The following is a 24,519-nucleotide window of genomic DNA, read 5'->3' as shown; positions in this document are numbered from 1 at the left end:
TCGAACACGACCGTTAAGCCTTCCAGCGTCGATGGTACTTGAACCGCAGGGTTCTGGGAGAGTAGAACGTTGCCAAGCAAACTACATAGGGATCTTTTGACCAAGTCAAAAGTCCCTGCTTTATCTAGGCCCGTTGGTCAAGTGGTTAAGACACCTCCCTTTCACGGAGGTAACAGGGGTTCGAGTCCCCTACGGGTCACCATTTTACATAAGTTTGAACGATTAGCTCAGCTGGGAGAGCACTACCTTGACAGGGTAGGGGTCGGCGGTTCGATCCCGTCATCGTTCACCATAACAAATTTGCATGGAGCTGTGGTGTAGTGGCCTAACATGCCTGCCTGTCACGCAGGAGACCGCGGGTTCGAATCCCGTCAGCTCCGCCATTTTTCTTCAAAAGAGAAAAAGTAGGATTCAAATTTGGCTTTGTAGCTCAGTCGGTAGAGCAGAGGACTGAAAATCCTCGTGTCGGCGGTTCGATTCCGTCCAAAGCCACCACTTCTAATTTAATAAGCCGTTGTAGCTCAACTGGTAGAGCAACTGACTTGTAATCAGTAGGTTGGGGGTTCAAGTCCTCTCGACGGCACCATTTCCTAAAGAGTTCTTTGGGGAAATTAATTTTTTAATGTGGCGGTCGTGGCGAAGGGGTTAACGCACCGGTTTGTGGATCCGGCATTCGCGGGTTCAAGTCCCGTCGTCCGCCCATTATTATTTCAGTGAAGTCAGCTTCGGCTAGCAACTTCATCATTTGCCAGATTGACAACATGCGCGTATGGCGGAATTGGCAGACGCACTAGACTTAGGATCTAGCGGGTGACCGTGGGGGTTCAAGTCCCTCTACGCGCATTATATGCCGGCATGGCGGAATGGCAGACGCGCTCGACTCAAAATCGAGTCCGAAAGGGTGGAGGTTCGAGTCCTCTTGCCGGTATGACAAGCAGTAAACACGAAAAGCCTTACTATGTAAGGCTTTTTTTGTTGTCTTTAAGTTATTCTTTATTTTTCTGTGCTAATTGTTGAATGACATGATCAACTTTTGCGATATGCTGAGACATTCTCTCGGCGGCAAGTCGTTCATCCTGAAGAGCGATGGCCTCAACTATGTCGCGATGCTCTTGCAGGAGCTGTTCGGCCGAAGCACGCTCCGCAAAAAACCATAGACGGCGCGAAGCCTTCATGCTCTGTTGTAACCGCTCCGTCAAGGATTCCATCATCCCTATGAATAGGGTGTTCTGAGAAGCCTTAGCGATCTCCATGTGAAAGCGAATGTCAGCTTGTTCGCTTAATTCTTCATTTTCGAGTGAAGAAGCCATCTCAAGAAGGATCCCTCTGAGCATGGACAAATGCTGATCCGTACGGCGGCTTGCCGCCAAAGTCGCACAACCAGCCTCGATGAATCGGCGCACTTCTTGGACTTCTTGAAGCGTCTCGCTATGGTCAAAGAGACTAGTCGACTCTGTCGGTAGTGTTGTTACAACATAAGTCCCTCCGCCATGTCGAATGTCAACCCAGCCCATCGCCTTAAGCCCGCTAAGTGCTTCTCTAATTGTCGATCGCCCAACTTGGAAGCTTGCCGCAAAGTCTACAACCGTCGGAAGTTTAGAACCAGGAGCATATGTGCCGTCCTCGATTTGAGCTTTAATATGTTGAAGCACGATTTCCGAGCCCTTTTGGGGTCGGATTTGCTGAAAAACCATAAGTATCCCCCTGAAATCGTAGATAAAGTTCTATACATCTATTACATCATAAGCTAAAATAGAAGAAAAGTCATCTGATCACATGATCACTTTAAAAGAGCAATAAGAAGTATTAAAAATGTAGCATATTAAGTAAATGTTCAAGAGGAGGATTCTTCATGCTCGATAAGCAAATTAGACAACAATTGCAGGCCATCGTAGGCGAAGCCTTTTATAAAGATGATATGGAATCATTGGTTACCCATTCTTATGACGGGACCCCTATGCTCCAGTCTTTACCTGACGGTGTAATCTATCCGAAAGATACGGCTCAAGTTTCAGGAATCATGAAGGTGTTGAATGAGAATCGTATCCCGCTAATCAGCAGAGGGTCGGGTACTAATTTGTGTGGTGGTACAGTACCCGTACAAGGTGGAATCGTCATGGTCATGCATCGCATGAATGCGATTCTAGATATCGATCTGCAGAATTTGACAGCCACCGTGCAACCAGGCATCATTACGAAGCAATTTATCGAACATATTGAAGGATTGGGGCTGTTTTATCCACCAGATCCAAGTTCTATGGCGATTTCCACCATTGGGGGCAATATTGCAGAGTGTTCAGGCGGGCTTCGCGGCTTGAAATATGGCACAACCAAAGACTACGTAATCGGCCTCGAGTGTGTTCTTGCATCAGGCGAAATCATGCGGACCGGTGGGAAATTGATGAAGGATGTAGCGGGCTACGATTTAACAAAGCTGCTTGTCGGCTCCGAGGGCACACTTGCCGTTATCACAGAAGCCACGCTGAAACTGATTCCGCCTCCGAAGGCGAAGAAAACGATGCTTGCGATGTACAAGGACTTATATGGCGCGGCGCGCACCGTTTCCAAAATCATTGAAAATCGCATCATTCCGGCTACGCTGGAGTTCATGGATAACCCAACGATTCGTGTTGTTGATGATTTTGCAAACCTTGGACTGCCGCTGGATATGGCCGCTATTCTTCTCATTGAACAAGATGGTGAGCCTGAGATGGTAGAAAGGGACATTGCTCTCATCTCTGAGATTTGCAGGGAGGAGCAGGCAGATGAGGTTAGCATTGCGAGCACACAAGAGGAGGCGCTTAAGCTTCTAACAGCAAGACGCAGCGCCTTTACAGCGCTTGCTCGCTTACGCCCAACGACGATACTTGAAGATGCTACAGTGCCTCGATCCAAGATTGCTGAGATGGTTCTAGAAATTAATCGCATTGCCACAAAGCATGATGTTCAAATCTGTACATTTGGACACGCTGGAGATGGTAATTTGCACCCAACAGCAACAACGGATGCAAGAAATCATGATGAGGTTCACCGTGTAGAAGCTGCTTTCGAGGAGATTTTTGAGGCTGCGATTCGTTTAGGCGGAACCATTACGGGTGAACATGGGGTTGGTTTGGTGAAGGCGCCATTCCTGGAATGGAAAGTGGGAAGCAGCGGGATCGCCATAATGAAGGGTATTAAGGATGCGTTCGATCCGAACCATATTTTAAATCCGGGCAAAATGTTTGCGAAAGAATCCAGACGCAGGGTGGTGATTGATCGTGTCTAAGGGCCAAGGAGCAACACTTCAGGAAACGTTAATGCAGAAACTGGACTACGACCAACTAACGAATTGCATGCGTTGTGGATTCTGCCTGCCGGCTTGTCCGACATTTAAAGAAACGGGAATCGAGGCTGAATCGCCACGTGGCCGTATCTCTCTGATGAAGGCAGCAGTGGATGGTCTCATGGAACCAGGGATTCGTTTTGAAGATCAGATGAACCACTGTTTGGGTTGCCGCGCTTGTGAGCCTGCCTGCCCAGCAGATGTGAAATATGGTCAACTAATTGAAGGAGCGCGCGATGCCATTGAAGTGCATACGACCCAGCACAGATGGTGGGTAAAGGGTGTGCGCAAGCTGGTATTCAAAGAGCTATTTCCATCTCAACAGCGAATGCAATTGCTCGGGACAGGGCTTCATTTTTATAAAATGTCAGGTATCCAAAAGCTAGTTCGAAAAACCGGAGTAGTCGGCCTCTTCTCAAAGCATATGGCGACGATGGAGAAAATACTTCCAGATGCTTCTGGAAAAGGGATTGTGGAGCGGCTGGGTACCTTCATTCCGGCAAAAGGCAAAAAGCTAGGTACAGTGGGGATGTTCCGTGGATGTTTGATGGACGTCTTATTCACTGAAACGAATATAAGTACGGTGAAGCTGCTAACCGAGGCTGGTTTCGATGTAGTTATTCCAGAATCGCAGAACTGCTGTGGTGCACTTCATGCACATAGCGGTGAAACGGATCAAGCGAAGCAATTGGCCAAAAGCAATATTCGTGCTTTCCAAGAGGCGGGAGTCGATTACATCATTTCAAATGCAGGAGGCTGTGGTGCGATTCTTGTGGAGTACGACCACCTGCTACATGATGAGGAAGAGTGGAAGGAAGACTCAACTTGGTTTGCAAAGCGCGTGAAGGATATTAGTACGATCCTGGTGGAGAAAGGTAGACCTCTTCGTTATGCAGATACGCTCTCTCCCCAAGGTCCAACGCGTGTCACGTATCAGGAGTCTTGTCATCTTCGCAATGTAATGAAGGGCAGCCAACCAATCAAGCAACTCCTGCAAAGGGTCAGTAACACCTCTTATATCGAAATGAAGGATGCAGGCTCATGCTGTGGTTCAGCGGGGATTTATAATATGACGCAGCCTGACATGGCGAATCAAATCCTGGAGCATAAGATGGAAAATGTGAATGCGACGACTGCGTCTTACGTGGTTACAAGCAATCCGGGGTGCTTGCTCCAAATGAAGTTAGGTATTGATAAACACGGGCAAACCGGTCATATGGAGGCTGTTCATATTGCTGACTTCCTCTACGATCGATTAGTGAAACAATCTTAGAAGGAACTGAAAGATTTCCGAGCCGCCGCGGGGGTAACACTAAGCACTCTTTTGAACATTGCATGAAAATGAGGTAAACTCTCAAAGCCACATTGGTCAGCGATTGTACGGATACTAGCATCACTTTCTTGAAGCAGCTGTCTAGCACGGATGATGCGCTTGGTAATGAGATAAGTACTGATGTTCATGCCGATGTACTGTTTAAATACCCTGCTGAAATGAGCGGGCGTGACAGAAGCCTTTTTGGAGAGAGTTTGAAGTCCGATATCTTCACAGAAATGCTGATCAATATAGAGAATGATTTCTCGTATCCAAATGGGGCCGACAAGGGTGTCTACTTTAGGCGACTTGATATCAGTGGTTATTTCACGCTGAATCTTAACCAACAATTGAAGCAAATGAAGAAGGACAGATTGGCGTTGCCCAATGGTTGGATGCTTAAATTCATTTTCAATAGCATCTAGAAGTAGTTCAAGGTGCTGACTTTGTGGTAACCGCATTTCAAGCTTGTAATTACGAAGTGCTGCGGCTTGCTCAAAATTGCGTAAATAAGAAAAGTTTTCACCTAGTGTTGGCAACTGTACGATGTTCGGTGAGAAGTAAATAGCCGTCGACGTTACAGGGAAATCTTTATCTGGAGTTGCTCGATGAATCGTATTCCCGGGAATAAGAAAGAGATCGCCTTGTTTCATCTCATAAAAGCTATGATCGATAAAAAAGGTGCCGAGTCCCCGATGCACATAAACAATTTCATACCAATCATGGAAATGGTCAGGAAGCTCGCTTAGCGAGCTTTTTGTGTTTTTATAGGCGAAAGACATGGGAAAGGCGTCATGATTATCGAAAATTTTACGAATAGGATCCACAATAACTGCTCCATTCTTCTTGAAACTAGCTCAATAATATCAAAAAACCGTATAGTTGCGCTAGATATCCATATTTCATATGTAAAATTTAATGATAAAATAAAAGAAAGCGATATCATATTACGTATGAAAGATAAGGAGAATCGCCATGCGCATCGATGCACATCAGCATTATTGGAAAATCAACCGAGGAGATTATGGATGGATTACGCCAGCGCTTCCTGTTTTAAATCGTGATTATTTACCGCATGATTTGCTGCCACATCTTGGGCAATTCAACTTAGATAAGAGCATTGTGGTTCAAGCTGCGCAAACGTTAGAAGAAACGGAGTATTTACTAACCTTAAGTGAAAGTACGGAGTCAATTGCCGGCGTTGTTGGATGGCTTGATTTGGACGATCCTGATTATCTTATTCATTATCTAAAATTCAGTCAGCACCCGAAATATGTAGGCTTTCGGGTTATGATTCAGGAGATGCCGGATGCGCGAGCTATTCTACAACCTCATATTGTGGAGGCCTTAAGATATTTTGCTAAGGAAGATGTACCGATCGATCTATTGGTAATGGCTCAACAATTAGAACCTGTTATCGAGTTATTAGAACTAGTGCCAGGTCTGCGAGCGGTCATTGACCATATTGCGAAACCGTCGATTGCCGAAGGTGTGATGGAGCCATGGAAAAGCCAAATGGCGGTGATTGCGAAGCATCCTAAACTGTATTGCAAGGTCTCGGGCATGGTTACCGAAGCCAATCATTTGAGTTGGAAGATGGGAGATTTTACGGCGTATGTCCAGCATATTTTGGAGGTTATCGGGACGGAACGTGTGATGTTCGGAAGTGATTGGCCAGTCTGTCTACTGGCGGCTTCGTATGAGGACGTTGTCGGGATCGTCAACGAATCGCTGCCGGGCAGTTGGACAGAAAACGATAAAACTCGTTTATTCGGACTAAATGCGAAGGAGTTCTATCAATTATGAAATATCGCAAATTGGGCAAAACGGGGCTCGATGTTTCAGTCCTGAGCTTCGGGGCATCGTCGCTTGGATCTGTTTTCCGTGAAACCACTGAAAGTGAGAGCATCCGAACGGTTCACACGGCGGTAGATATGGGCATCAATTTAATTGATGTGTCACCGTATTATGGATTAACGAAAGCGGAAACCGTACTGGGAAAAGCCATTGCGGGGCTTGATCGGGATCGTTTTATTTTAACGACCAAAGCCGGGAGATATGGAGCAGAAGAGTTCGATTTCTCCAAAGAGCGAATTATTCGAAGTGTGGATGAGAGCTTACAGCGGCTCCAAACCGACTATCTTGATATTGTATACCTGCATGATATAGAGTTTGCACCATTTCATGAGATTCTCGAGGGAGCTTTTCCAGCTCTAGATGAATTGAAGCAGTCTGGTAAAATCCGTTATTTCGGCGTATCTGGCTTACCGATGTCTGTATTTGAGAAGGCACTGGCACACAAGGAATTAGACGCTGTACTCTCATACTGTCACTATGCGCTGAACGATACATCCTTGCTGGAAGTGGTGCCATTATTAGAGGAGCATGGCGTTGGGTTAGTGAATGCCTCACCGTTAGCGATGGGCCTGTTGAGCACGAGACCTGCCGCGGATTGGCATCCAGCTTCTGCCGAGATCCAACGATTATGCAAGTTAGCCGCTGAACATTGTGTGACGAAGGGTACTGATATCGCCAAGCTTGCGGTGCAATACGCGACGTCCAATGAGAGGATTCCTACAACCTTGGTAAGTACAGCCAACCCAGATAATATACGCAAAAACATTCAATGGACAGAAGAGTCTATGGACACTGAGCTCCTGCAAGAGGTTTTAGCGATACTAGCGCCTATTCATAATCGCTCATGGATTAGTGGGAGACCTGAATATAACAAGAATACGGTTGTGTAAGAGAATTTTAAATGCTGGAGGAGGACAATTATGAAAGCAATCGTTTGTGAACAAATTGAACAATTGAAGTATATTGAGGTAGAAGAACCCCTTGTAGGTGAGGCGGAAGCACTTGTTCGCATTCGGCGAGTTGGCATATGTGGGACTGATTTGCATGCATTTAAAGGGAATCAGCCTTTTTTTAGCTATCCGCGTATTCTTGGGCATGAGCTGGCTGGGTATGTAGAGGAGCTTGGTGAAGGAGTAACGAATTTGGCAGTTGGGGATCTTGTGAGCGTTGTTCCTTATATGCATTGTGGGCAATGTATCGCCTGCCGTAATGGCAAAACAAATTGCTGCACAGACATGAAAGTGCTTGGCGTACATAGGGATGGAGGCATGGTAGAGCGTTTAGCTCTCCCAGCGAGTCATCTGATTCGAGCAGACGGACTCACGCTGGATCAAGCTGCCATGTTAGAACCGCTTAGCATTGGTGCACATGCGGTGCGAAGATCAGAGCTGCGTGCAGGAGAAACGGCGCTAGTTATTGGAGCAGGCCCGATCGGGCTTGGGGTGATGATTTTAGCGAAGCAGATTGGTGCTAACGTCATAGCGATGGATATCAATGAGGAGCGATTAGCGTTTTGCCGAGATTGGGCAGGCGTCGATCATACTGTGAATGCGCTTCAGCTTCCGAAGGAGAAACTTGCAGAGCTTACGAATGGCGAATTCCCGACTGTTGTCTACGATGCAACAGGGAATGCCAGGTCAATGACAGAAGCTTTCGGTCTTGTCGCTCATGGCGGCAAGCTCGTGTACGTCGGGTTAGTGAAGGCTGATATAGCCTTTCATGATCCTGATTTCCATAAGAGGGAGCTTACGTTAATGGGGAGCCGCAATGCGACCATGGAGGATTTTGATACGGTGCGGAATGCATTAAAGACAGGAAGTATCGATATTGAGCGCTATATCACACACCGTGCCTCCTTCGGGGAGATGGTAGATCACTTTGAAACTTGGTTGAAGCCAGAGTCGAAGGTGATTAAAGCAATGGTTTGTTTATAAAAGTGGACCCACTCAGAGGAAACTCAGGAGTGGGTCTATCTGGCTATCCCCGTGCTTATACAACAGGTTACGGGGTATGCGGGAGTTTAACTGGAAAAACTACATTTAATTTCACTAGTTTCACTTGAAAATATGAAGTAAATGGAAAATATGTAGTTAACTTAACTCAATATAAGTGATTTATGGTTGAATTCTCGAATTTAACAGCAGAAAATCCAGTTAATCATTTAAATTGAGAAATTTTAACTGAATTAGGTGTAGATTTTCCATTTAAGTTGTATCAGCAAGGCTCAATTCAATCAACTTCTCCAACCACTAACTTCTGCTACTAATAACAAGACCCAGCATCTCTGTCATTAGATAATCCAATAGAGCTAGCTCCGCCCCACATAGGTCACATGGGTTTGCTATACCGGTATTACTGCATAACTGCACTCCTTGCTGCATCCTCACCTACTCCCCACCTGTCCCGGATTCTCTAACTCAGCCACAAAGGCGGCAGCCGCAGTCGATAACGGCATGTTCTTCAAAGTAATAATACCTATCTTCGTAGAAGGAATGGCTGCCTCCAGTTTGACTTCATATAAACTGCCTTCAGCTAATTCCTTAGCTACAAATTCCTTCGTAACAAAGGAAACCCCGAAGCCAATCTTCGCAAATTCTATGAGCAAATCCACACTACCGAGTTCGATCTCTGGTTCTAAGAGCAAGCCGTTATCACTGAATAATCGGGTGACGAATTTCCTGGAGGAGCTATTACTAGAGAATAAGATAATCGGATAGGCAAGAAGTTCGGTCAACGTAACCTTACCCTCAGTCAACTCACGATATTTGGGTCCAGTTACAAAGCAATCTTGAATCGTAATGCCTTCACGTACCTGAAGGTGATCATCATGTATAGGTGTCCTTACAATACCGATATCGATTTTGCCTTCTTTTAAATTTCTGACAATTTCCGGTGTTGTCCCATGGACCAAATTAATCTGGATATGCGGATACTGGACGTGAAACGATTCTAGAAAGGGGAGTAAATAGTGTTTGCATAAAGAATCACTGCCGCCGATTTTGATTTCTCCGCTAGAGAAGTTTCGCAGCTCACTAAGCTTTTCCTCTGCTAGGGAAATAAAGTTGTAGGCTTGTTCAATATAGGAATAAAGAACCGCACCCTCTTTGGTTAGATCAACCCCTTTAGACGTACGGGCAAACAACGGAAGCCCGAGGCTTTCCTCCAATAATTTAATGGAGTGAGAGACACTAGGCTGCGTGATATACAGCTCTTTGGCTGCTTTGGACAAACTTCCGGATTTGGCTGTTAAATAAAAGACTTTATATAACTCAAAATTAACCATATAGACACCTTCTATAGTGAGTATCGAAACTATCAATTATTTGAATGTAAAATCTCCTTTTATAATAAAGAGATAAAGTCATAAAAACAACCACATAGATGGAGGCGTATCTCTTTGAATGAAACAACGGTTGGAATTGAAGAATTAAGTATTAATGCAATTAGAACGCTTACAATTGATGCTGTCGAGAAAGCGGCCATGGGCCATCCCGGCATGCCGATGGGCGCAGCACCGATGGCTTATGCGCTTTGGACACGTCATCTGAAACACAATCCGGTTAGCCCCAAATGGGCGGATCGTGATCGTTTCGTATTGTCAGCAGGACATGGATCTATGCTGCTTTACAGCTTGCTTCACTTAAGTGGCTATGGCGTCACAATGGATGATATCAAGGAATTCCGCCAATGGGGAAGCCGCACACCTGGGCATCCGGAATACGGTCACACAGTTGGTGTAGAAGCTACGACAGGTCCACTAGGTCAAGGTGTAGCCATGGCCGTGGGTATGGCGATGGCTGAAGCACATCAAGCTTCCGTATATAATAAACCGAATTTCCCAGTTGTTGATCATTTTACTTATGCCATTTGTGGTGACGGCGACCTCATGGAAGGTGTCTCCTCTGAAGCTGCTTCCCTAGCTGGTCATCTCCAATTAGGTAAACTCGTCGTCCTTTACGACTCCAATGATATTTCTCTCGATGGTGAATTGAACATGTCGTTCTCCGAGAACGTCAAGATGCGCTTCGAGTCCTACGGCTGGCAATACCTGCGCGTGGAAGAGCAGAACAACGTCGACGCCATCTCAGCGGCGATCGCAGAGGGCAAGGCCGATCTCAATCGCCCGACGCTGATTGAGATCAAAACAACCATCGGCTTCGGCTCGCCGAACAAAGCCGGCAAGGGCGGCCATGGCGGCACGCACGGCTCGCCGCTGGGCAAAGACGAGCTGCTTCTGACGAAGCAAGCTCTAGGCTGGCCCCTCGAGCCGGACTTCTACGTCCCGGCTGAGGTGTACACCCACTTCGCCCACCACCAGCAGGTGGGAGCTAATACAGAAGCAGCCTGGGAGCAGCTGTGGAAGGGCTACCAGGCTGCCTACCCCGAGCTCGCGAAGCAGTTCGAGCTCGCGAACAGCGGCAACCTTCCGGCGGATTGGAACGCCGATGTGCCGCGCTACACCCCTGAGAGCGGCGCGATCTCGACGCGCACCGCATCTGGCAAAGTGATTAACGGCTTGGCGAAGCGGGTACCTCATTTAGTAGGCGGCTCTGCCGACTTAGCGAGCTCCAACTTCACCATGATCGGTGATGCTGCGGCATTCAGCGCAGCCGATTACAGCGGACGCAACTTCTGGTTCGGCGTCCGGGAATTCGCCATGGGCGCAGCGCTGAACGGCATGTTGCTTCACGGCGGACTGCGCGCTTTCGGCGGCACGTTCCTCGTGTTCAGCGATTACTTGCGCGGTGCGATTCGCCTATCCGCATTGATGAAGATCCCAGTTGCGTACGTCTTCACGCATGACAGCATCGCTGTCGGCGAAGATGGCCCGACGCATCAGCCGATTGAACAGATTCCATCCCTGCGGATGATTCCGGATCTGACGTTGTTCCGTCCTGCGGACGCGAACGAGACAGCCGCTGCTTGGGAGTATGTGCTTCAAGCGAAGGAAGGTCCATTCGTCTTCGCCCTATCGCGTCAGAACTTGCCAGTACTTCCAGGAACGGACACGCTTGCTTTTGATCATATCCACCAAGGAGCTTATGTCCTGTCTGATGTTGCCACAGGCGAAACACCAGATATCCAACTCATTGCAACAGGCTCAGAGGTGAGCTTAGCACTTGACGTGAAGAAGCTGTTGGCGCAAGATGGAATTGGAGCTCGTGTTATTTCCATGCCAAGCCGTGAATTGTTCGAGGCGCAGCCAGAAGAGGTACGGAATGCGATTGTTTTGCCTCACGTGCGTAAAAATGTTGTGATGGAAATGGCTTATCCGGCCGGATGGGAAGAAATTACGGGACAAGAAGGTTTCGTTGTCGGCATCCGCAAATTCGGAGCATCAGCGAAAGCAGATCGCGTCATTCGTGAATATGGCTTTACCGCAGAAGCAATCGTTGGGCAAATCAGACAGAAGTATTTCCAATAAGCACCCATAGCGGGAGAAAAGGTAGGGATACAGGATGAAATTGTTTATCGACACAGCCAATGTAGAAGAAATTCGTAAAGCGCACGCGTTAGGAGTAGTAGCTGGTGTAACTACTAACCCTTCATTGATTGCTAAAGAAGGAAGAGATTTTTTTGAAACAGTGAAAGAAATTATCTCTATCGTTGGTGATGTTCCGATCAGCGCTGAGGTTGTTTCTTTGAAAGCAGACGAAATGGTTGAACAAGGTAAGAAGCTTGCGGCACTAAGTCCGAATATCGTTATTAAGCTGCCTATGACGTTGGATGGATTGAAAGCAACTAGCGTGTTTAGATCGCTTGGCATTCCGACGAATGTAACGTTGATTTTCAGCTCAACTCAAGCTTTACTAGCTGCTCGCGCTGGTGCAACCTATGTTTCCCCGTTTATCGGTCGTTTGGATGATATCAACCAAATTGGTATAAACTTGATCAAAGAAATCAGCCAGATTTTCCAAGTACACGGGATTAAGTCTGAAATTATTTCTGCAAGTGTGCGTCACTCTGCTCATGTTATTGAAGCGGCGCTTGCAGGATCACATATTGCTACAGTTCCTTATAAAGTGATAGAATCAATGAGTAAACATCCCCTGACAGATGCAGGGATTGAGAAGTTCCTTGCTGACTGGGAAGGCGCTAATCAAGAAAAATTCTAAACAAGACATGACTCGCCCGAAGGGCGGGTCTTTTTAAAAGGAGAAACAGCGATGATTATCAGCGATGTGTTGCATTTTGAACAAGAACGGCATTTATGGCCAGCGGCTGTTGCGCGAGGTATCGATTACATTTTGAATCGGAATTTGGCAGAGTTAGAGGTTGGGCGATATGATCTGGAGGGCGACAATGGCCACTTGATGTATGCCAATGTGCAAGAATCTGTGACCCGTCCAAGGGAAGAACAAATGCCTGAATCGCACGTCGTGTATACAGATATTCAGTTTCTAGTGAGCGGGGAAGAGCGATTATGCTTCTACAAGCTAACCGATAAGGCAATTATTGTGGATAACAAGTTCGAGTCACATGATATCGCTTTTTACGAATCCCAACATAACTTACCGGAAACGGATATTATGCTCAAACCTGGCATGTTTGCCGTATGCTTCCCATCCGATATTCATCGGCCTAATTGCCTCATTACAGAATCAACAACGAATAAGAAGATTGTGATCAAAATACATAGGGATCTGCTTCATCTCTAGCAAAAAAGTCTGCTCAAGCCAATTAATTTGGCTAGGCAGACTTTTTGTTTGAATCCTTGTTTAGGCTTTACTTGCCATCATTTTCGCTTGCTTCCATTTACCGAAGCGATAATAAAGCAGGTTCAACGTGGCAGCAACACTGAAGCTGACAGGGAAGCTCCACCAAATCACATCGAAGCCATATTTGTGCGATAGCACGGTGGCAAGTGGGATGCGAACGAGCAGCAAGGCAATGAAAGCAACGATAAGAGGGAATACCACAGATCCCGCAGATCGAACGACACCAGCAACGACATTGAAGACGCCGAAAATAATGAAAGACCACAGTGTGATATTGTTAATATGAACACCAATATCAATAGCCTTTCCTTCAGGGGGAAGGAAGAACGAAACAACTTCCCGATTGAACAGATGCAGAACGGCTACAATCAGACCAGTCATCACGATATTAACACCGACACCAGTCCAAGTAATACGGTTAACGCGATCCCATTTTCCAGCGCCAATATTTTGAGCAGCCATTGAAGTTACAGCCCCGCCAATTGCCATTGCAGGCATTTGAACGTAACTTGAGATTTGCATGGCGACACCGAAAGCTGCGGTAGATTCGGAACCATAGGCATTTACGAGATGGACCAGCATCAGATTACTTAGAGAAACAACGACCATATTTAGGCCCATTGGCAGGCCTTTTTGTATCAAAGTACGAATAATCGACCAATTAATGCGCAATAAGGGAATATCCGCTTTGGTAATGCGCAGAAAGTACTTCTTCTTATACAAGTAAGCAATGAGAAGCACGAAGCTAACGAGTTGCGCAATAAAAGTCGCTACGGCGGAGCCGGCAATCCCCATTTTCGGGAATGGTCCCATCCCTTGTATTAGCAAAGGATTGAGTGCCACGTCGAGGACAGCTGATAAAAGCAAGAAGTAGAACGGGGTTTTGGCATCCCCCGATCCCCGCAAAATGGCCATGATTAAGTTATAGCCGAACATGAACGGAACACCTGCGAACATAATTCGCGTGTACGTCACGGCAAACGCTTTGACATCCTCCGGAGTATTCATCCAGTCTAGGATCGTGGAGGAGAAAATCCATCCCAATAAAGCGACGATGATAGATAAAACGAGGAAGAATACGGTGCTTGTTCCGACTACTTGTTTGGCTTCATGGACTTTTTTAGCACCGAGATTTTGACCGATAAGAATAACGGCAGCCATGGCAATCCCGAAGATAGAGCTAATCAAGAAGAACATGATAATATTCGCATTTGATGTTGCTGCTAGGGCGACTTCACCTAGATATTTTCCGATCCAAATCGTATTGATCGACCCGTTTAAGGATTGTAGAACGTTTCCTAGAAGTATAGGGAGTGAAAATAAGATCAATGTCTTCGTAATCGGGCCTTCCGTTAGCGTGGGGCGAGGTTTGTGTGATGATGGCTCTGGCATGATTTCCTCCGTAAATTTCACTTGTTCGATAAAATAGTTTTCTCACTACTATATCAGTTTCATGCTTCTTTCTGAAATTTTACGGTGAGATGCCTCTAATATCGAACCCAACGATCGAATAAAAAAGGACCGAATGGAATAAATGCCGCGATGAAAGCTGCGAATACGCGTCTAAAGGACCAGCGATGTAGAAGTGTGACCCAGGCAATCGACAGTAAATAGAGGGCAAACAGAAATCCATGAGCAACCCCTACGACAAAAACAGCTTGTGGCAGATCGAAAGCGTATTTAAGTGGCATGGCGATACCAAGTAGAATGAGAAAAGAGGAACCCTCCGCCCAGCCGACATAGCGTAAGGCTTGTAATGAACGGTGTAACACAGTAAGCAACTCCTTTTTATGAATGAAATTACATTCATCCTAAGCTAGAATTATGAATGCAGTATGAACAAACGATGTCAATTGGACACAAACTAGTTTTTTTAGTACGATAGGCAATAGAACGTATTTGTATGTATTGATAGACTCATTTTGAGAGTTGATATAGAGGTAGGGGGAAAGCAGATGCTTCGTCTTGGCGAGAAAATTATCTTCATTGGGGATCGTTTAGAACAGAATCTGCCTATCGGCGGATATGGCTATTTAATTGCGTATGATCGAAATAATGATAATATTTTTGATTATGTTGTACGTGTCCCTAAAGAGAACAAACATTACTATGTGACTGCAACAGACATCGAGCTCGAAGAAGTGCTTCTGCAGCAAGAGGCGGAGCAAGCTCAGAGAGAAGCTTTAATAGATTATGCGCTAGCAACGAATAACGAAGCCATGTTCCGTCAAATAATGAATGGCGAGTCCGCCTCGGAACCAGAGAAGGAAAAAGACAAGGAAGTACAGTCTCGCGAAGAATTCATCAAACAAATCGGGCTTAAAGCTTGGATTTAACATTAGAGAGCGTCGGTGGACATGCACCGTCGCTTTTTTCATATAACACTCTAAATCCTTATTCTGGATTGAGTTCGCAAAATTTCTGGGATATAATGAAAAGAATGACTAAACGCTGATACAAGGGGTGCAGAATACGTGAGCATAACGAAGAAAGATGTCGATCATGTCGCCAAGTTGGCTAGACTCGATCTCAATGATACCGAAAAAGATCTATTTACAGATCAACTTAATGCTATTTTAAAATATGCCGAGCAGCTCAATCAATTGGATACGGAAGGTGTAGTACCAACGAGCCATGCGATGCCACTAGTCAATGTGATGCGCGAGGATGTTGCAAAACCGTCTTTACCAATTGAAAAAGTCATGCTGAATGCCCCGGATCATGAGGATGGGCAGTTTAAGGTTCCTGCAGTTTTAGAATAAGTTAGAAATGAAAGGGAGTGCCTGTCGTTGTCTTTGTTTGAATTAAACCTACAACAAATCCACACGAAACTACAAAGCAAAGAAATCAAGGTTTCGGATCTTGTGGATCAATCCTATACAAGAATTGGGCAAGTGGAGAGTAAGGTTCGTGCTTTCCTTACATTAGATGAAGAGAATGCACGTCAGACTGCTGCTAGGTTGGACGAGCAGCTATTAAGCAATGCTACACGCAGTGATGTATTCGGTCTGCCAATCGGGATCAAGGACAACATGGTAACCGAAGGTTTGAAAACAACGTGCGCGAGTAAATTCCTATCCAATCATATTCCGATTTATGATGCTACGGTCGTGAGCAAGCTCAAGGATGCTCAAGCAGTTACCATCGGCAAGCTCAATATGGATGAGTTTGCGATGGGCGGCTCCAACGAGAACTCCGCGTTCCACCCAACTCACAATCCGTGGAACACGGATTATGTGCCAGGTGGCTCCAGCGGTGGATCCGCAGCTGCAGTTGCAGCAGGCGAAGTGTACTTCGCGCTGGGCTCAGACACCGGTGGCTCGATTCGCCAACCGGCTGCTTACTGCGGCATCGTCGGATTGAAGCCGACGTACGGACTTGTGTCCCGCTATGGGTTGGTCGCTTTCGCGTCCTCCTTGGACCAAATCGGGCCGCTAACGAAGAACGTAGAAGATGCTGCGTACGCGATGCAAGCCATCGCTGGTTACGACCCGAAGGACTCCACATCTGCGAACGTGGAGATTCCGAATTACCTTAGCGCATTGACTGGCGACGTCAAAGGTCTGCGCATTGGCGTGCCGAAAGAATATATGGGTAAAGGAATTGACCCAGCTGTTAAAGACAAAATTCTTGAAGCGCTCAAAGTACTTGAAGGACTCGGCGCTGTTTGGGAAGAAGTAACGCTTCCACATTCCGAGTATGCCGTAGCAACCTATTACTTACTGGCTTCCTCCGAAGCATCTTCTAACTTAGCACGGTTTGACGGCATCCGTTATGGTGTTCGTTCAGATAACGCACGTAACTTGTTGGATCTCTATAATCTATCCCGCAGCGAAGGCTTCGGTCCTGAGGTTAAGCGTCGGATCATGTTAGGTACTTACGCGTTAAGCTCTGGCTACTATGATGCGTACTATCTGAAAGCCCAACAAGTTCGTACACTGATTAAGCAAGACTTCGATCAAGTCTTTAACAACTACGACATTATCATCGGGCCAACAGCACCAACAACAGCATTCCGAATCGGTGAACAAAGCAGTGATCCGTTAACGATGTATTTGAATGACATTATGACTATTCCGGTCAGTTTAGCGGGAATTCCTGCTATCAGCGTACCATGTGGATTCGTGAATGAACTCCCGGTTGGCTTGCAAATTATAGGCAAAGCATTGGATGAAGCTACCGTTTTGCGTGTAGCCCACGCTTTCGAACAGCATACAGACCACCACAAGCAGCGCCCGCAATTGTAAGTTATTAGTTCAAGAGTAACGAAGGAGGCATTCACTTTGTCGGCAACAGATACCCAATTTGAAACGGTAGTCGGTCTTGAAGTTCACGTAGAGCTTCATACTGCTTCCAAAATATTTTGTAGTTGTGCAACCTCATTCGGAGCACCTCCGAATACGAATACATGTCCAGTATGCTTGGGACATCCAGGCGTCCTGCCAGTTCTTAACCGCCAAGCTGTCGAATATGCAATGAAAGCGGCAATGGCCCTTAATTGCACAATTGCGACAGACAGTAAATTTGATCGTAAGAATTATTTTTACCCAGATTCACCAGACGCTTATCAAACTTCGCAATACGATAAGCCGATCGGCGAGCACGGTTGGGTTGATATCGAAGTTGGTGGAGTTACCAAGCGAATCGGAGTAACGCGTGTCCACTTGGAAGAGGATGCAGGCAAGCTGACGCACATAGACGGTGGTTATGCTTCCCTTGTTGACTTAAATCGCGCAGGAACCCCTTTGATCGAGATCGTATCCGAACCTGATCTGCGCTCACCCGAGGAAGCTCGTGCTTACCTTGAGAAAATTAGAGCGATTATGATTTACTGTGATGTGTCTGATGTGAAAATGGAAGAAGGTTCACTTCGTTGTGATGCAAACATTTCCATTCGGCCCTTCGGTCAAGAGAAATTCGGCACACGTGCCGAGCTTAAGAACATGAACTCCTTCCGTGGGGTACAGCGAGGGCTTGAGTATGAAGAATATCGCCAAGCGGAGATTCTCAGAAGCGGGGAGGAAGTCATTCAAGAAACTCGCCGTTGGGATGAAACGCAAGGGAAAACATTGGCTATGCGCGGCAAAGAAGATGCGCACGATTATCGCTATTTCCCAGATCCGGATCTGGTTAGTCTCTATATTGATGATGCTTGGAAAGCGCGTGTACAAGCTTCGATTCCTGAATTGCCAGATGCTCGTAAAGCAAGGTACAGCAATGAATATGGCCTGCCTAGTTACGATGCGGCTGTTATCACGGCTTCCATGCAAATGGCTGACTTCTTTGAAGAGAGCTTGAAGTATACGCAGGACGCTAAGGCCGTGTCAAACTGGATTATGGGAGATCTCCTCGGATACCTAAACCAGAACTCGCTTGAATTCTCTGACGTGAAAGTCACGGGTAAAGGCCTAGGCGAAATGATTGGTTTAATCGAGAAAGGCACGATTTCCAATAAAATTGCTAAGACGGTATTTAAGGAAATGATCGAATCCGGCAAAGAGCCGCAGAAGATCGTTGAAGAGCAAGGTCTTGTTCAAATCAGTGATGAAGGTGCGATCAAAGCAGTTGTCGAGCAAGTTGTCGAGAACAGTCCGCAATCCGTTGCTGATTTCAAAGCTGGTAAGGAAAAAGCCGTAGGTTTCCTTGTTGGACAAGTCATGAAAGAAACCAAAGGTAAAGCTAATCCAGGACTCGTCAATAAATTAATTGTGGAGTGCCTGAAGGGCAAATGATAAGTTAAAAGTGGTGTTCCTCTTCGTAGGGCACCACTTTTTTCACCTTCCAAACTAGGAGTGATTCCACTGTCCATCCAGCAACTTGATCTACAAACGAATGAAGAAATCTTGACCTTGCTTGCGCTGCAAATCGCTTCTTACCGAGTTGAGGCTGAACTGATAGGTTTTGATGATATTCCTCCTTTAAAAGACGGCATTCAGTCTATACGAGTTGTGAAGGAAACTTTTTATGGTTACTTTGTCGATGATTCTGAGGGACGATCGCTAGCAGGCGCCATCTCATTTGAACGTGAGGGTTGTGTTGTGACGATTTGTCGGATGATGGTTCATCCCAATTTTTTTCGTAGGGGGATTGCTAGCTCCCTTTTACAGCATATAATGAATGAACAAGAGCTTGCCGGTGCAGTTCGATTTGTCGTATCCACAGGGACAGCGAATTTACCGGCTATACGGCTCTATGAGGGTTATGGTTTTATCTTAAAAAGAGTGTTTACTGTTCCTCCTGGCGTGAGTCTGACAACATTCGAGCGTCCTGCTACAGGTCACTAGCGCGATAGTTGATGGGAGTCTTTGATTTGAGATAAAAAGGGAGCGTTTACAAAATGGATAATCCTTGGGTAATTGATCAATTGCATGTCACAATAAGATTGGTATTAGCACTCTTACTTGGTGGATTAATTGGATTTGAACGAGAAATGAGCTCTCATGCAGCTGGATTGCGAACGCATATTCTGGTGTGTGTCGGTTCAGCACTTGTTATGTTGCTTTCGATGTACGGTTTCAGCGCGTTTGTGAACGAGGTGAATGTGCGGATTGATCCCTCCCGTTTAGCGGCTCAGGTTATCAGCGGAATTGGTTTTCTAGGTGCGGGCACGATTATGTTTAACGGTAGATCGATTACGGGACTGACGACGGCAGCGTCGCTATGGGTTGTAGCGGGAATTGGTCTTGCGATTGGAGCGGGTTTTTATTATCCAGCAGTTTTAGTATGCTTCATGGTTTTAATTTCCTTATGGATTCTTAATAAAGTAGAGCATAAATATTTCAATGGGAAAAAAGTTCGTATTTTAAAAATACAAGCGATTGATCAACCAGGCACCTTAGGTTTAATCACAACGATCCTAGGTAAGCGTAAAATAGATATTAAGCAAATTAAACTTGAAGAATCAGAAGATCGCAGTAAAGATAATCATGTTCAGATTACATTCCATGTTACAATACCGAAGCCATCTGTTATTGGGTTAGTGCTCGAAGAAACTAATCAAATTCAAGGGGTCACTGGTGTGGCGATTGAAAATAGTAAAAATTAATGAGGATATGGGATAACTATTATTGACAAAGGTCAAAGAACACACGTACAATATAATGTAAGGTTTTAATGACTAATTCAGGTGGTGAGTACCATGGCAGCACATTTAGAACAGGCTTTAGCAAAGTTGAAAACAACAGGTGTTCGGATGACGCCCCAGCGGTATGCGATTCTTTCCTTTTTGCTGGATTCCATGACTCATCCGACGGCGGATGATATTTACAAATCACTCGAATCGAAATTTCCAAACATGAGCGTTGCGACTGTTTACAATAATCTTAAAGTATTTATTGAATCGGGACTTGTTCGGGAACTCACTTACGGGGACAGCTCGAGTCGTTTTGATGCGGATATGACAGATCATTATCATGCGGTTTGTGAGGTATGCGGGAAAATTTCTGATTTCGAATACCCTCCGTTGTCAGATATCGAGACTACAGCAGCGTTGCATACAGGTTTCCAAGTTGGCGGTTATCGCTTGGAGATTTATGGTGTGTGTCCGGATTGTGCGGTTACTACCAAGCATTAACTATACGCAAAATTCCTCTTTAAGTGGTTTCCTGTTGTATAATAAAACGTGTCCAGCTCTTCATTGTGAAGAGTGGACACGTTTTTTCTCTTTTTTATATATATTCAATTGCTTATAAGGAAGTGAAGTGTTGAGATCATCCAGAAAAGGAATACTGATTAGCGCATTGTGTTTAGGGATTTTCGCGGCAGGAGCGGGAACATTTCTTATCCAACAGCTAGCACCTAATAAAACGCACGTTGAACCGGATTTTCATGATCTGACGAAGCCTATTTTTTATGATGGCGATTATTTTAAAACGAGTGCAATTGGTGAGAAGGAAGGCTTGAAGCTTCCGCTTGATTTCGTGCAACAATGGATAGATCCCACCATCATATATGAAAAAAGCAGTGATTCCGTCATTATAACCACCAAAGATAAAGTGATACGAATGAAAACGACGGAGCTTTCAGCGTTCATGAATGAAAAACCAATTTCTCTTTCCTTTCCCGTCGAGAAGAAGAACGATACCATCTACCTGCCGATTGAACCTCTAAAGCAGTTATATGCATTTGAAATAAGGGAATCAACCAAGTCAGGTGCAGTCTTATTGTACAAACAAGGCGATGTTATCAAGTGGGGGAAACATACAGGGAAGAAAGAGACGCCTTTGCGCACGAATGCTACAATCAAAGCACCGATTATCGCGACGATTGCAGTGAATGAACAGGTGATGATAACGGAAACGGAAGAAGACTGGTACAAAGTGCAGTTGGAGAGTGGACCGATTGGTTTCGTTCGCAAGAGTGAAATCACAGAGGATCATGATGAAACGATACCGCTGCAGGAACAGGTATCCACATATGTGCCTTGGAAGCCTCTAACCGGTAAGTTGAATATGACCTGGGAACATGTCATTTCGAAGAACCCAGACACATCTAAGATTGGTGAAATGCCTGGCTTACAAGTTGTAAGCCCGACGTGGTTCTCTGTCGCAGATAGTGAGGGGCGTATTAGCAACTTAGCAGATGCGTCTTATGTTAAATGGGCGCACGATCGCAATTACCAAGTATGGGCGTTATTTAGCAATGGTTTCGATGCAGATCGCACGACTAAGGTATTAGCAAATTACGATCTACGCATGAAATTGATTAAACAGCTGCTTGGCTTTGCCCAAACCTATAAGCTGCAAGGAATCAATATCGATTTTGAAAATGTCTATCTCAAGGATAAGGAGAATCTTGTCCAATTCGTTCGAGAGATGACTCCCTTCATGCATGAGATGGGATTGTCAGTTTCGATTGATGTAACCCCCAAATCGACTAATGAGATGTGGTCTATGTTCTATGACCGTCCAGCTTTAGCAGAGGTCGTCGATTATATGATGTTAATGGCCTATGACGAGTACTGGGCTACAAGTCCGAAGTCTGGTTCGGTATCCTCCTTGCCATGGGCAGAAAGGTCCGTTACAGCGCTTCTGACAACGGATAAAGTACCGCCATCTAAGCTTGTCCTAGGCGTCCCATTCTATACGCGACAATGGACGGAAGAAACGAAGAACGGCAAATTAACCGCAACATCCAAAACGTTAACAATGGAAGCCGCACAAACCATCATAAAAGACAAAAAACTAACACCTACATTTTTAGCTGATACAGGTCAGAATTACGTGGAATACAAAGATGGAAACAAATTAATTCGAATTTGGCTGGAAGATGAAGTTTCAATGAAAGCTAGATTGGCTTTGGTAGATAAATATAATCTAGCTGGTGTGGCCTCTTGGCGAAGAGGTTTTGAGAAACCTGTAATCTGGGAAGTAACCAAGGACAATTTGCCGAAAGTTCAACCTTGATGTGATCAGCACTTATTCTAAAATAAGAAGAAAGCCGAACCCGGTAATGAAGGGGCTCGGCTTTCTTTGCTTTAATGTGGCTTATGTTCATGCTCGCGACTTGGCTCAAAGTGAGCTGTTTGTGTAGCTGCCGTTTCGTTATCGCCAAGTGGCTCATATTGTGGATCAATTGTTAGAATCGTCTTACAGAACATGCAACGGTCTGTTTTACCTAGCATTTTCGTTCTTCTACCGCATTCTGGACAATCGATGACAGTAGCTGATGTTGAAAGCATGCCCGCCCAGAAATAAATTCCCATACTCACCAAGACGCTGATCATACCAATAATCATGAAAATGACGGCAATTACGCGACCAGCTTGTCCCCAATCAAATACGACGCCAGCCAGCCCTATAATCATAAGCAGCATTCCACCCATGGTCATGACCAATCCCCATAAGCGGAATTCATTTACTTTACTTGATCTAAATCGCACTGTGTGTTCCTCCCCAATCCTTCTAGCAGATGTTTTGTATGAATTGTCACAGAAATCAGCAGGAAACCCGTTCACCCTTGTAGAAATAAATAAAAAACAATGGAGACAGGAGCTTTGGACACCCATGGGAATTAATAAAGAGCAGTTATTGCTTAAGTTCCGGAATGACCCTAGAATCATTAGCGTCATGGCGGTAGACAATCCTAAGCAACTTCCCTCACTGACAGATGGTTTTGATACGCTACTTTTAATAGTAACGAACGACCTCAGACTGAACAATCATACGACTAATTATATAAGAGACGATTCAAGGATACAAGAAAGATGGACGGATCCTACTTCAATAGAGCAATGGATTCGGCATGGTGTTAATCGCAATATTCTTCACTGGCTCTTAAAAGGGGAGATACTTCTGGATCAGAACACTTATTTAGAAGGCCTGCGCCATCGAATACTTGAATTTCCTGGGGACTTGCGCGAGCATAAGCTGCTAATTGAATTTTCACATTTCCTACGAAAATATTTACAAAGTAAGGAATACATTCTGGATGATCATATTCTAGATGCCTACAATAATATCCTCGAGGCGCTCCACCACTGGGCACGGATTGTTATTGTGGAAGATGGATATCACCCAGAAATCACCGTTTGGAGACAAATTCGAGCGATTAATCCCGGAGTCTACAAGCTTTATGAAGAACTAACAATGAGTAAGGAAACTTTGAAGCAGCGGGTTCAACTTGTATTGCTTGCTTGTGAATTTTCAGTTATGTCCAAAATGGAGCACTGCTGTGAGGCGTTTATTCAAATCCTCAGAGACAACGAGCAGCCCCTAAGCTCGGATGAACTTCAGCAACATTCGCAGTTAGTTGAAATCAAATCAGAACTTCCTCTTCTGCTCAATAAACTAGTCAAAAAAGGTTTAATCAAAGAAGTTGCTGTCATTATTGATGAGGAAACCTCTGAAATTGAGTTAAGGTATACCAGTGTCTGATGCATTAAAACCTTTAAGAATCAGGTGTTTTTCTGGTTCTTTTTTTATTCTCATTTTATTGCTTGACTTTGATTGCGATTCTGTGATAAATTAACTCTCGCCGCTAAAAATGGTAACGAATTTGAAGCCATTGAGTTCTAACATGCTAAGCGAAGTTGAAAAAAAGAAATATAAAAAAAGCTTGCATTGAATGGTTCTGATGTGATACATTATAAAAGTCGCCGCTAAACGGATGATGAGGAAAACGAAAGAAATTGATCTTTGAAAACTGAACAACGAGTGAGTAAGCACAGTCGAGTAATCGACTATAAAAGAGATTGCAAAATCTCGGCAGCTTCAAATGAGCAAGTCAGCTTTTTCAAATAGGACGAGCAATCGTCCACTATTATGGAGAGTTTGATCCTGGCTCAGGACGAACGCTGGCGGCGTGCC

Annotated in this window: 23 protein-coding genes, 8 tRNA genes and 1 rRNA gene; 26 read left to right on the top strand and 6 right to left on the bottom strand. The window is 45.2% G+C overall.

All coding sequences use genetic code 11. The features are described from left to right. From rrf to A8708_RS10295, 9 genes are all read left to right on the top strand, one after another. Positions 1-78: ribosomal RNA gene (rrf, locus tag A8708_RS37170) — 5S ribosomal RNA — on the top strand; the annotation flags it as partial. A gap of 49 nt (positions 79-127) precedes the next feature. Beyond that, positions 128-202: transfer RNA gene (locus A8708_RS10330), tRNA-Glu, on the top strand. A 14-nt stretch (positions 203-216) separates the two neighbouring features. Beyond that, positions 217-292: transfer RNA gene (locus A8708_RS10325), tRNA-Val, on the top strand. A 14-nt stretch (positions 293-306) separates the two neighbouring features. Further along, positions 307-383: transfer RNA gene (locus A8708_RS10320), tRNA-Asp, on the top strand. 36 nt (positions 384-419) lie between these two features. Beyond that, positions 420-495: transfer RNA gene (locus A8708_RS10315), tRNA-Phe, on the top strand. Between the two features lie 15 nt (positions 496-510). Beyond that, positions 511-586 (top strand) — tRNA-Thr (locus A8708_RS10310). Between the two features lie 41 nt (positions 587-627). After that, positions 628-700 (top strand) — tRNA-His (locus A8708_RS10305). A gap of 63 nt (positions 701-763) precedes the next feature. Further along, a tRNA-Leu gene (locus tag A8708_RS10300) sits at positions 764-843 on the top strand. A gap of 6 nt (positions 844-849) precedes the next feature. Then, a tRNA-Leu gene (locus A8708_RS10295) sits at positions 850-928 on the top strand. Positions 929-986: 58 nt separating this feature from the next. Here the strand turns inward: A8708_RS10295 and A8708_RS10290 are convergent. Then, the gene (locus A8708_RS10290; protein WP_068663429.1) at positions 987-1,694 is read right to left on the bottom strand and encodes a FadR/GntR family transcriptional regulator; all 708 of its coding nucleotides are present in this window, start codon (positions 1,692-1,694) and stop codon (positions 987-989) included. Positions 1,695-1,852: 158 nt separating this feature from the next. Between A8708_RS10290 and A8708_RS10285 the strand changes: the two genes are divergently transcribed. After that, a complete protein-coding gene (locus tag A8708_RS10285) occupies positions 1,853-3,268 on the top strand; it encodes an FAD-linked oxidase C-terminal domain-containing protein (RefSeq protein WP_068663428.1) in 1,416 nt (471 codons plus the stop codon). Positions 3,269-3,299: 31 nt separating this feature from the next. Then, positions 3,300-4,598: a (Fe-S)-binding protein gene (locus tag A8708_RS10280; RefSeq protein ID WP_068663432.1), complete on the top strand. Its 1,299-nt coding sequence runs from the start codon at positions 3,300-3,302 to the stop codon at positions 4,596-4,598. On the opposite strand, the gene A8708_RS10275 is transcribed toward A8708_RS10280, so the two are convergent. Then, entirely contained in the window at positions 4,595-5,464 is an 870-nt protein-coding gene (locus A8708_RS10275) for an AraC family transcriptional regulator (RefSeq protein WP_068663427.1), read from the bottom strand. The genes A8708_RS10280 and A8708_RS10275 overlap by 4 nt on opposite strands. 148 nt (positions 5,465-5,612) lie before the next feature. Between A8708_RS10275 and A8708_RS10270 the strand changes: the two genes are divergently transcribed. The 3 genes from A8708_RS10270 to A8708_RS10260 are packed head-to-tail and all read left to right on the top strand — an operon-like array spanning position 5,613 to position 8,428. Beyond that, on the top strand, positions 5,613-6,443 hold the full coding sequence (locus A8708_RS10270; protein ID WP_204787510.1) for an amidohydrolase family protein: 831 nt from the start codon (positions 5,613-5,615) through the stop codon (positions 6,441-6,443). Further along, positions 6,440-7,384 (top strand): aldo/keto reductase, encoded by a 945-nt coding sequence (locus A8708_RS10265; protein WP_068663425.1) that lies wholly within the window; start codon positions 6,440-6,442, stop codon positions 7,382-7,384. Before A8708_RS10270 ends, A8708_RS10265 begins: the two co-directional genes overlap by 4 nt. 30 nt (positions 7,385-7,414) lie before the next feature. Next, positions 7,415-8,428 carry a zinc-binding alcohol dehydrogenase family protein gene (locus A8708_RS10260; RefSeq protein ID WP_068663424.1) on the top strand — a complete coding sequence of 338 codons (1,014 nt, stop codon included), beginning with the start codon at positions 7,415-7,417 and terminating at the stop codon, positions 8,426-8,428. A 449-nt stretch (positions 8,429-8,877) separates the two neighbouring features. On the opposite strand, the gene A8708_RS10255 is transcribed toward A8708_RS10260, so the two are convergent. Next, entirely contained in the window at positions 8,878-9,777 is a 900-nt protein-coding gene (locus A8708_RS10255) for a LysR family transcriptional regulator (RefSeq protein WP_068663423.1), read from the bottom strand. Between the two features lie 114 nt (positions 9,778-9,891). On the opposite strand from A8708_RS10255, the gene tkt reads away from it, so the two are divergent. From tkt to A8708_RS10240, 3 genes are read left to right on the top strand one after another with little or no spacing between them, the layout of a single operon-like run. After that, positions 9,892-11,919, top strand: coding sequence for a transketolase (gene tkt, locus A8708_RS10250; protein WP_068663422.1), 2,028 nt, complete (start codon positions 9,892-9,894; stop codon positions 11,917-11,919). A 34-nt stretch (positions 11,920-11,953) separates the two neighbouring features. Beyond that, positions 11,954-12,610: a fructose-6-phosphate aldolase gene (gene fsa, locus A8708_RS10245; RefSeq protein ID WP_028557705.1), complete on the top strand. Its 657-nt coding sequence runs from the start codon at positions 11,954-11,956 to the stop codon at positions 12,608-12,610. A gap of 51 nt (positions 12,611-12,661) precedes the next feature. Then, the gene (locus A8708_RS10240) at positions 12,662-13,153 is read left to right on the top strand and encodes a NanQ anomerase/TabA/YiaL family protein (protein WP_068663421.1); all 492 of its coding nucleotides are present in this window, start codon (positions 12,662-12,664) and stop codon (positions 13,151-13,153) included. Between the two features lie 60 nt (positions 13,154-13,213). Here the strand turns inward: A8708_RS10240 and A8708_RS10235 are convergent, their stop codons facing one another. Both A8708_RS10235 and A8708_RS10230 read right to left on the bottom strand, forming a co-directional pair. Continuing rightward, complete coding sequence (locus A8708_RS10235) at positions 13,214-14,605, bottom strand: MATE family efflux transporter (protein ID WP_068663420.1); 1,392 nt, start codon at positions 14,603-14,605, stop codon at positions 13,214-13,216. A gap of 95 nt (positions 14,606-14,700) precedes the next feature. Then, complete coding sequence (locus tag A8708_RS10230) at positions 14,701-14,985, bottom strand: DUF3817 domain-containing protein (protein WP_068663419.1); 285 nt, start codon at positions 14,983-14,985, stop codon at positions 14,701-14,703. 183 nt (positions 14,986-15,168) lie between these two features. Here A8708_RS10230 and A8708_RS10225 point away from each other — a divergent pair, with 183 nt between their 5' ends. The 8 genes from A8708_RS10225 (at position 15,169) to A8708_RS10190 (ending at position 22,617) form a co-directional block, all read left to right on the top strand. After that, on the top strand, positions 15,169-15,549 hold the full coding sequence (locus A8708_RS10225; protein ID WP_068663418.1) for an ATPase: 381 nt from the start codon (positions 15,169-15,171) through the stop codon (positions 15,547-15,549). A gap of 138 nt (positions 15,550-15,687) precedes the next feature. Further along, the gene (gene gatC, locus A8708_RS10220) at positions 15,688-15,975 is read left to right on the top strand and encodes an Asp-tRNA(Asn)/Glu-tRNA(Gln) amidotransferase subunit GatC (RefSeq protein WP_068663417.1); all 288 of its coding nucleotides are present in this window, start codon (positions 15,688-15,690) and stop codon (positions 15,973-15,975) included. Between the two features lie 27 nt (positions 15,976-16,002). Beyond that, a complete protein-coding gene (gene gatA / locus A8708_RS10215) occupies positions 16,003-17,460 on the top strand; it encodes an Asp-tRNA(Asn)/Glu-tRNA(Gln) amidotransferase subunit GatA (protein ID WP_068663416.1) in 1,458 nt (485 codons plus the stop codon). Between the two features lie 36 nt (positions 17,461-17,496). Continuing rightward, positions 17,497-18,945, top strand: a complete 1,449-nt coding sequence (gene gatB / locus A8708_RS10210; protein WP_068663415.1) for an Asp-tRNA(Asn)/Glu-tRNA(Gln) amidotransferase subunit GatB — start codon at positions 17,497-17,499, stop codon at positions 18,943-18,945. A 60-nt stretch (positions 18,946-19,005) separates the two neighbouring features. Beyond that, the gene (locus tag A8708_RS10205; protein ID WP_239696628.1) at positions 19,006-19,497 is read left to right on the top strand and encodes a GNAT family N-acetyltransferase; all 492 of its coding nucleotides are present in this window, start codon (positions 19,006-19,008) and stop codon (positions 19,495-19,497) included. A 53-nt stretch (positions 19,498-19,550) separates the two neighbouring features. Then, entirely contained in the window at positions 19,551-20,258 is a 708-nt protein-coding gene (locus A8708_RS10200) for an MgtC/SapB family protein (protein ID WP_068663414.1), read from the top strand. A 93-nt stretch (positions 20,259-20,351) separates the two neighbouring features. Next, entirely contained in the window at positions 20,352-20,786 is a 435-nt protein-coding gene (gene perR / locus A8708_RS10195; protein WP_068663413.1) for a peroxide-responsive transcriptional repressor PerR, read from the top strand. A 127-nt stretch (positions 20,787-20,913) separates the two neighbouring features. Continuing rightward, positions 20,914-22,617 carry a glycosyl hydrolase family 18 protein gene (locus A8708_RS10190; protein WP_068663412.1) on the top strand — a complete coding sequence of 568 codons (1,704 nt, stop codon included), beginning with the start codon at positions 20,914-20,916 and terminating at the stop codon, positions 22,615-22,617. A 71-nt stretch (positions 22,618-22,688) separates the two neighbouring features. On the opposite strand, the gene A8708_RS10185 is transcribed toward A8708_RS10190, so the two are convergent. Next, positions 22,689-23,093, bottom strand: a complete 405-nt coding sequence (locus A8708_RS10185) for a YgzB family protein (RefSeq protein WP_157264655.1) — start codon at positions 23,091-23,093, stop codon at positions 22,689-22,691. Between the two features lie 124 nt (positions 23,094-23,217). Here A8708_RS10185 and A8708_RS10180 point away from each other — a divergent pair, with 124 nt between their 5' ends. Continuing rightward, entirely contained in the window at positions 23,218-24,087 is an 870-nt protein-coding gene (locus tag A8708_RS10180) for a nucleotidyltransferase-like protein (RefSeq protein ID WP_068663411.1), read from the top strand. Positions 24,088-24,519: the final 432 nt, after the last annotated feature.

The organism is Paenibacillus oryzisoli (assembly GCF_001653565.1).
In the GTDB taxonomy this organism is placed as follows: domain Bacteria; phylum Bacillota; class Bacilli; order Paenibacillales; family NBRC-103111; genus Paenibacillus_E; species Paenibacillus_E oryzisoli.
The sequence above is the reverse complement of the archived record's forward strand: the minus strand, read 5'-3'. Positions and strand labels throughout refer to the sequence as shown.

Coding starts and splice junctions, on each gene's coding strand:
- A8708_RS10200 (WP_068663414.1), top strand. CDS start 19,551: ATGGATAATCCTTGGGTAATTGATCAATTGCATGTCACAATAAGATTG.
- A8708_RS10270 (WP_204787510.1), top strand. CDS start 5,613: ATGCGCATCGATGCACATCAGCATTATTGGAAAATCAACCGAGGAGAT.
- fsa (WP_028557705.1), top strand. CDS start 11,954: ATGAAATTGTTTATCGACACAGCCAATGTAGAAGAAATTCGTAAAGCG.
- perR (WP_068663413.1), top strand. CDS start 20,352: ATGGCAGCACATTTAGAACAGGCTTTAGCAAAGTTGAAAACAACAGGT.
- A8708_RS10260 (WP_068663424.1), top strand. CDS start 7,415: ATGAAAGCAATCGTTTGTGAACAAATTGAACAATTGAAGTATATTGAG.
- A8708_RS10285 (WP_068663428.1), top strand. CDS start 1,853: ATGCTCGATAAGCAAATTAGACAACAATTGCAGGCCATCGTAGGCGAA.
- A8708_RS10265 (WP_068663425.1), top strand. CDS start 6,440: ATGAAATATCGCAAATTGGGCAAAACGGGGCTCGATGTTTCAGTCCTG.
- A8708_RS10180 (WP_068663411.1), top strand. CDS start 23,218: ATGGGAATTAATAAAGAGCAGTTATTGCTTAAGTTCCGGAATGACCCT.
- A8708_RS10280 (WP_068663432.1), top strand. CDS start 3,300: ATGCAGAAACTGGACTACGACCAACTAACGAATTGCATGCGTTGTGGA.
- A8708_RS10235 (WP_068663420.1), bottom strand. CDS start 14,605: ATGCCAGAGCCATCATCACACAAACCTCGCCCCACGCTAACGGAAGGC.
- A8708_RS10255 (WP_068663423.1), bottom strand. CDS start 9,777: ATGGTTAATTTTGAGTTATATAAAGTCTTTTATTTAACAGCCAAATCC.
- A8708_RS10290 (WP_068663429.1), bottom strand. CDS start 1,694: ATGGTTTTTCAGCAAATCCGACCCCAAAAGGGCTCGGAAATCGTGCTT.
- A8708_RS10240 (WP_068663421.1), top strand. CDS start 12,662: ATGATTATCAGCGATGTGTTGCATTTTGAACAAGAACGGCATTTATGG.
- A8708_RS10225 (WP_068663418.1), top strand. CDS start 15,169: ATGCTTCGTCTTGGCGAGAAAATTATCTTCATTGGGGATCGTTTAGAA.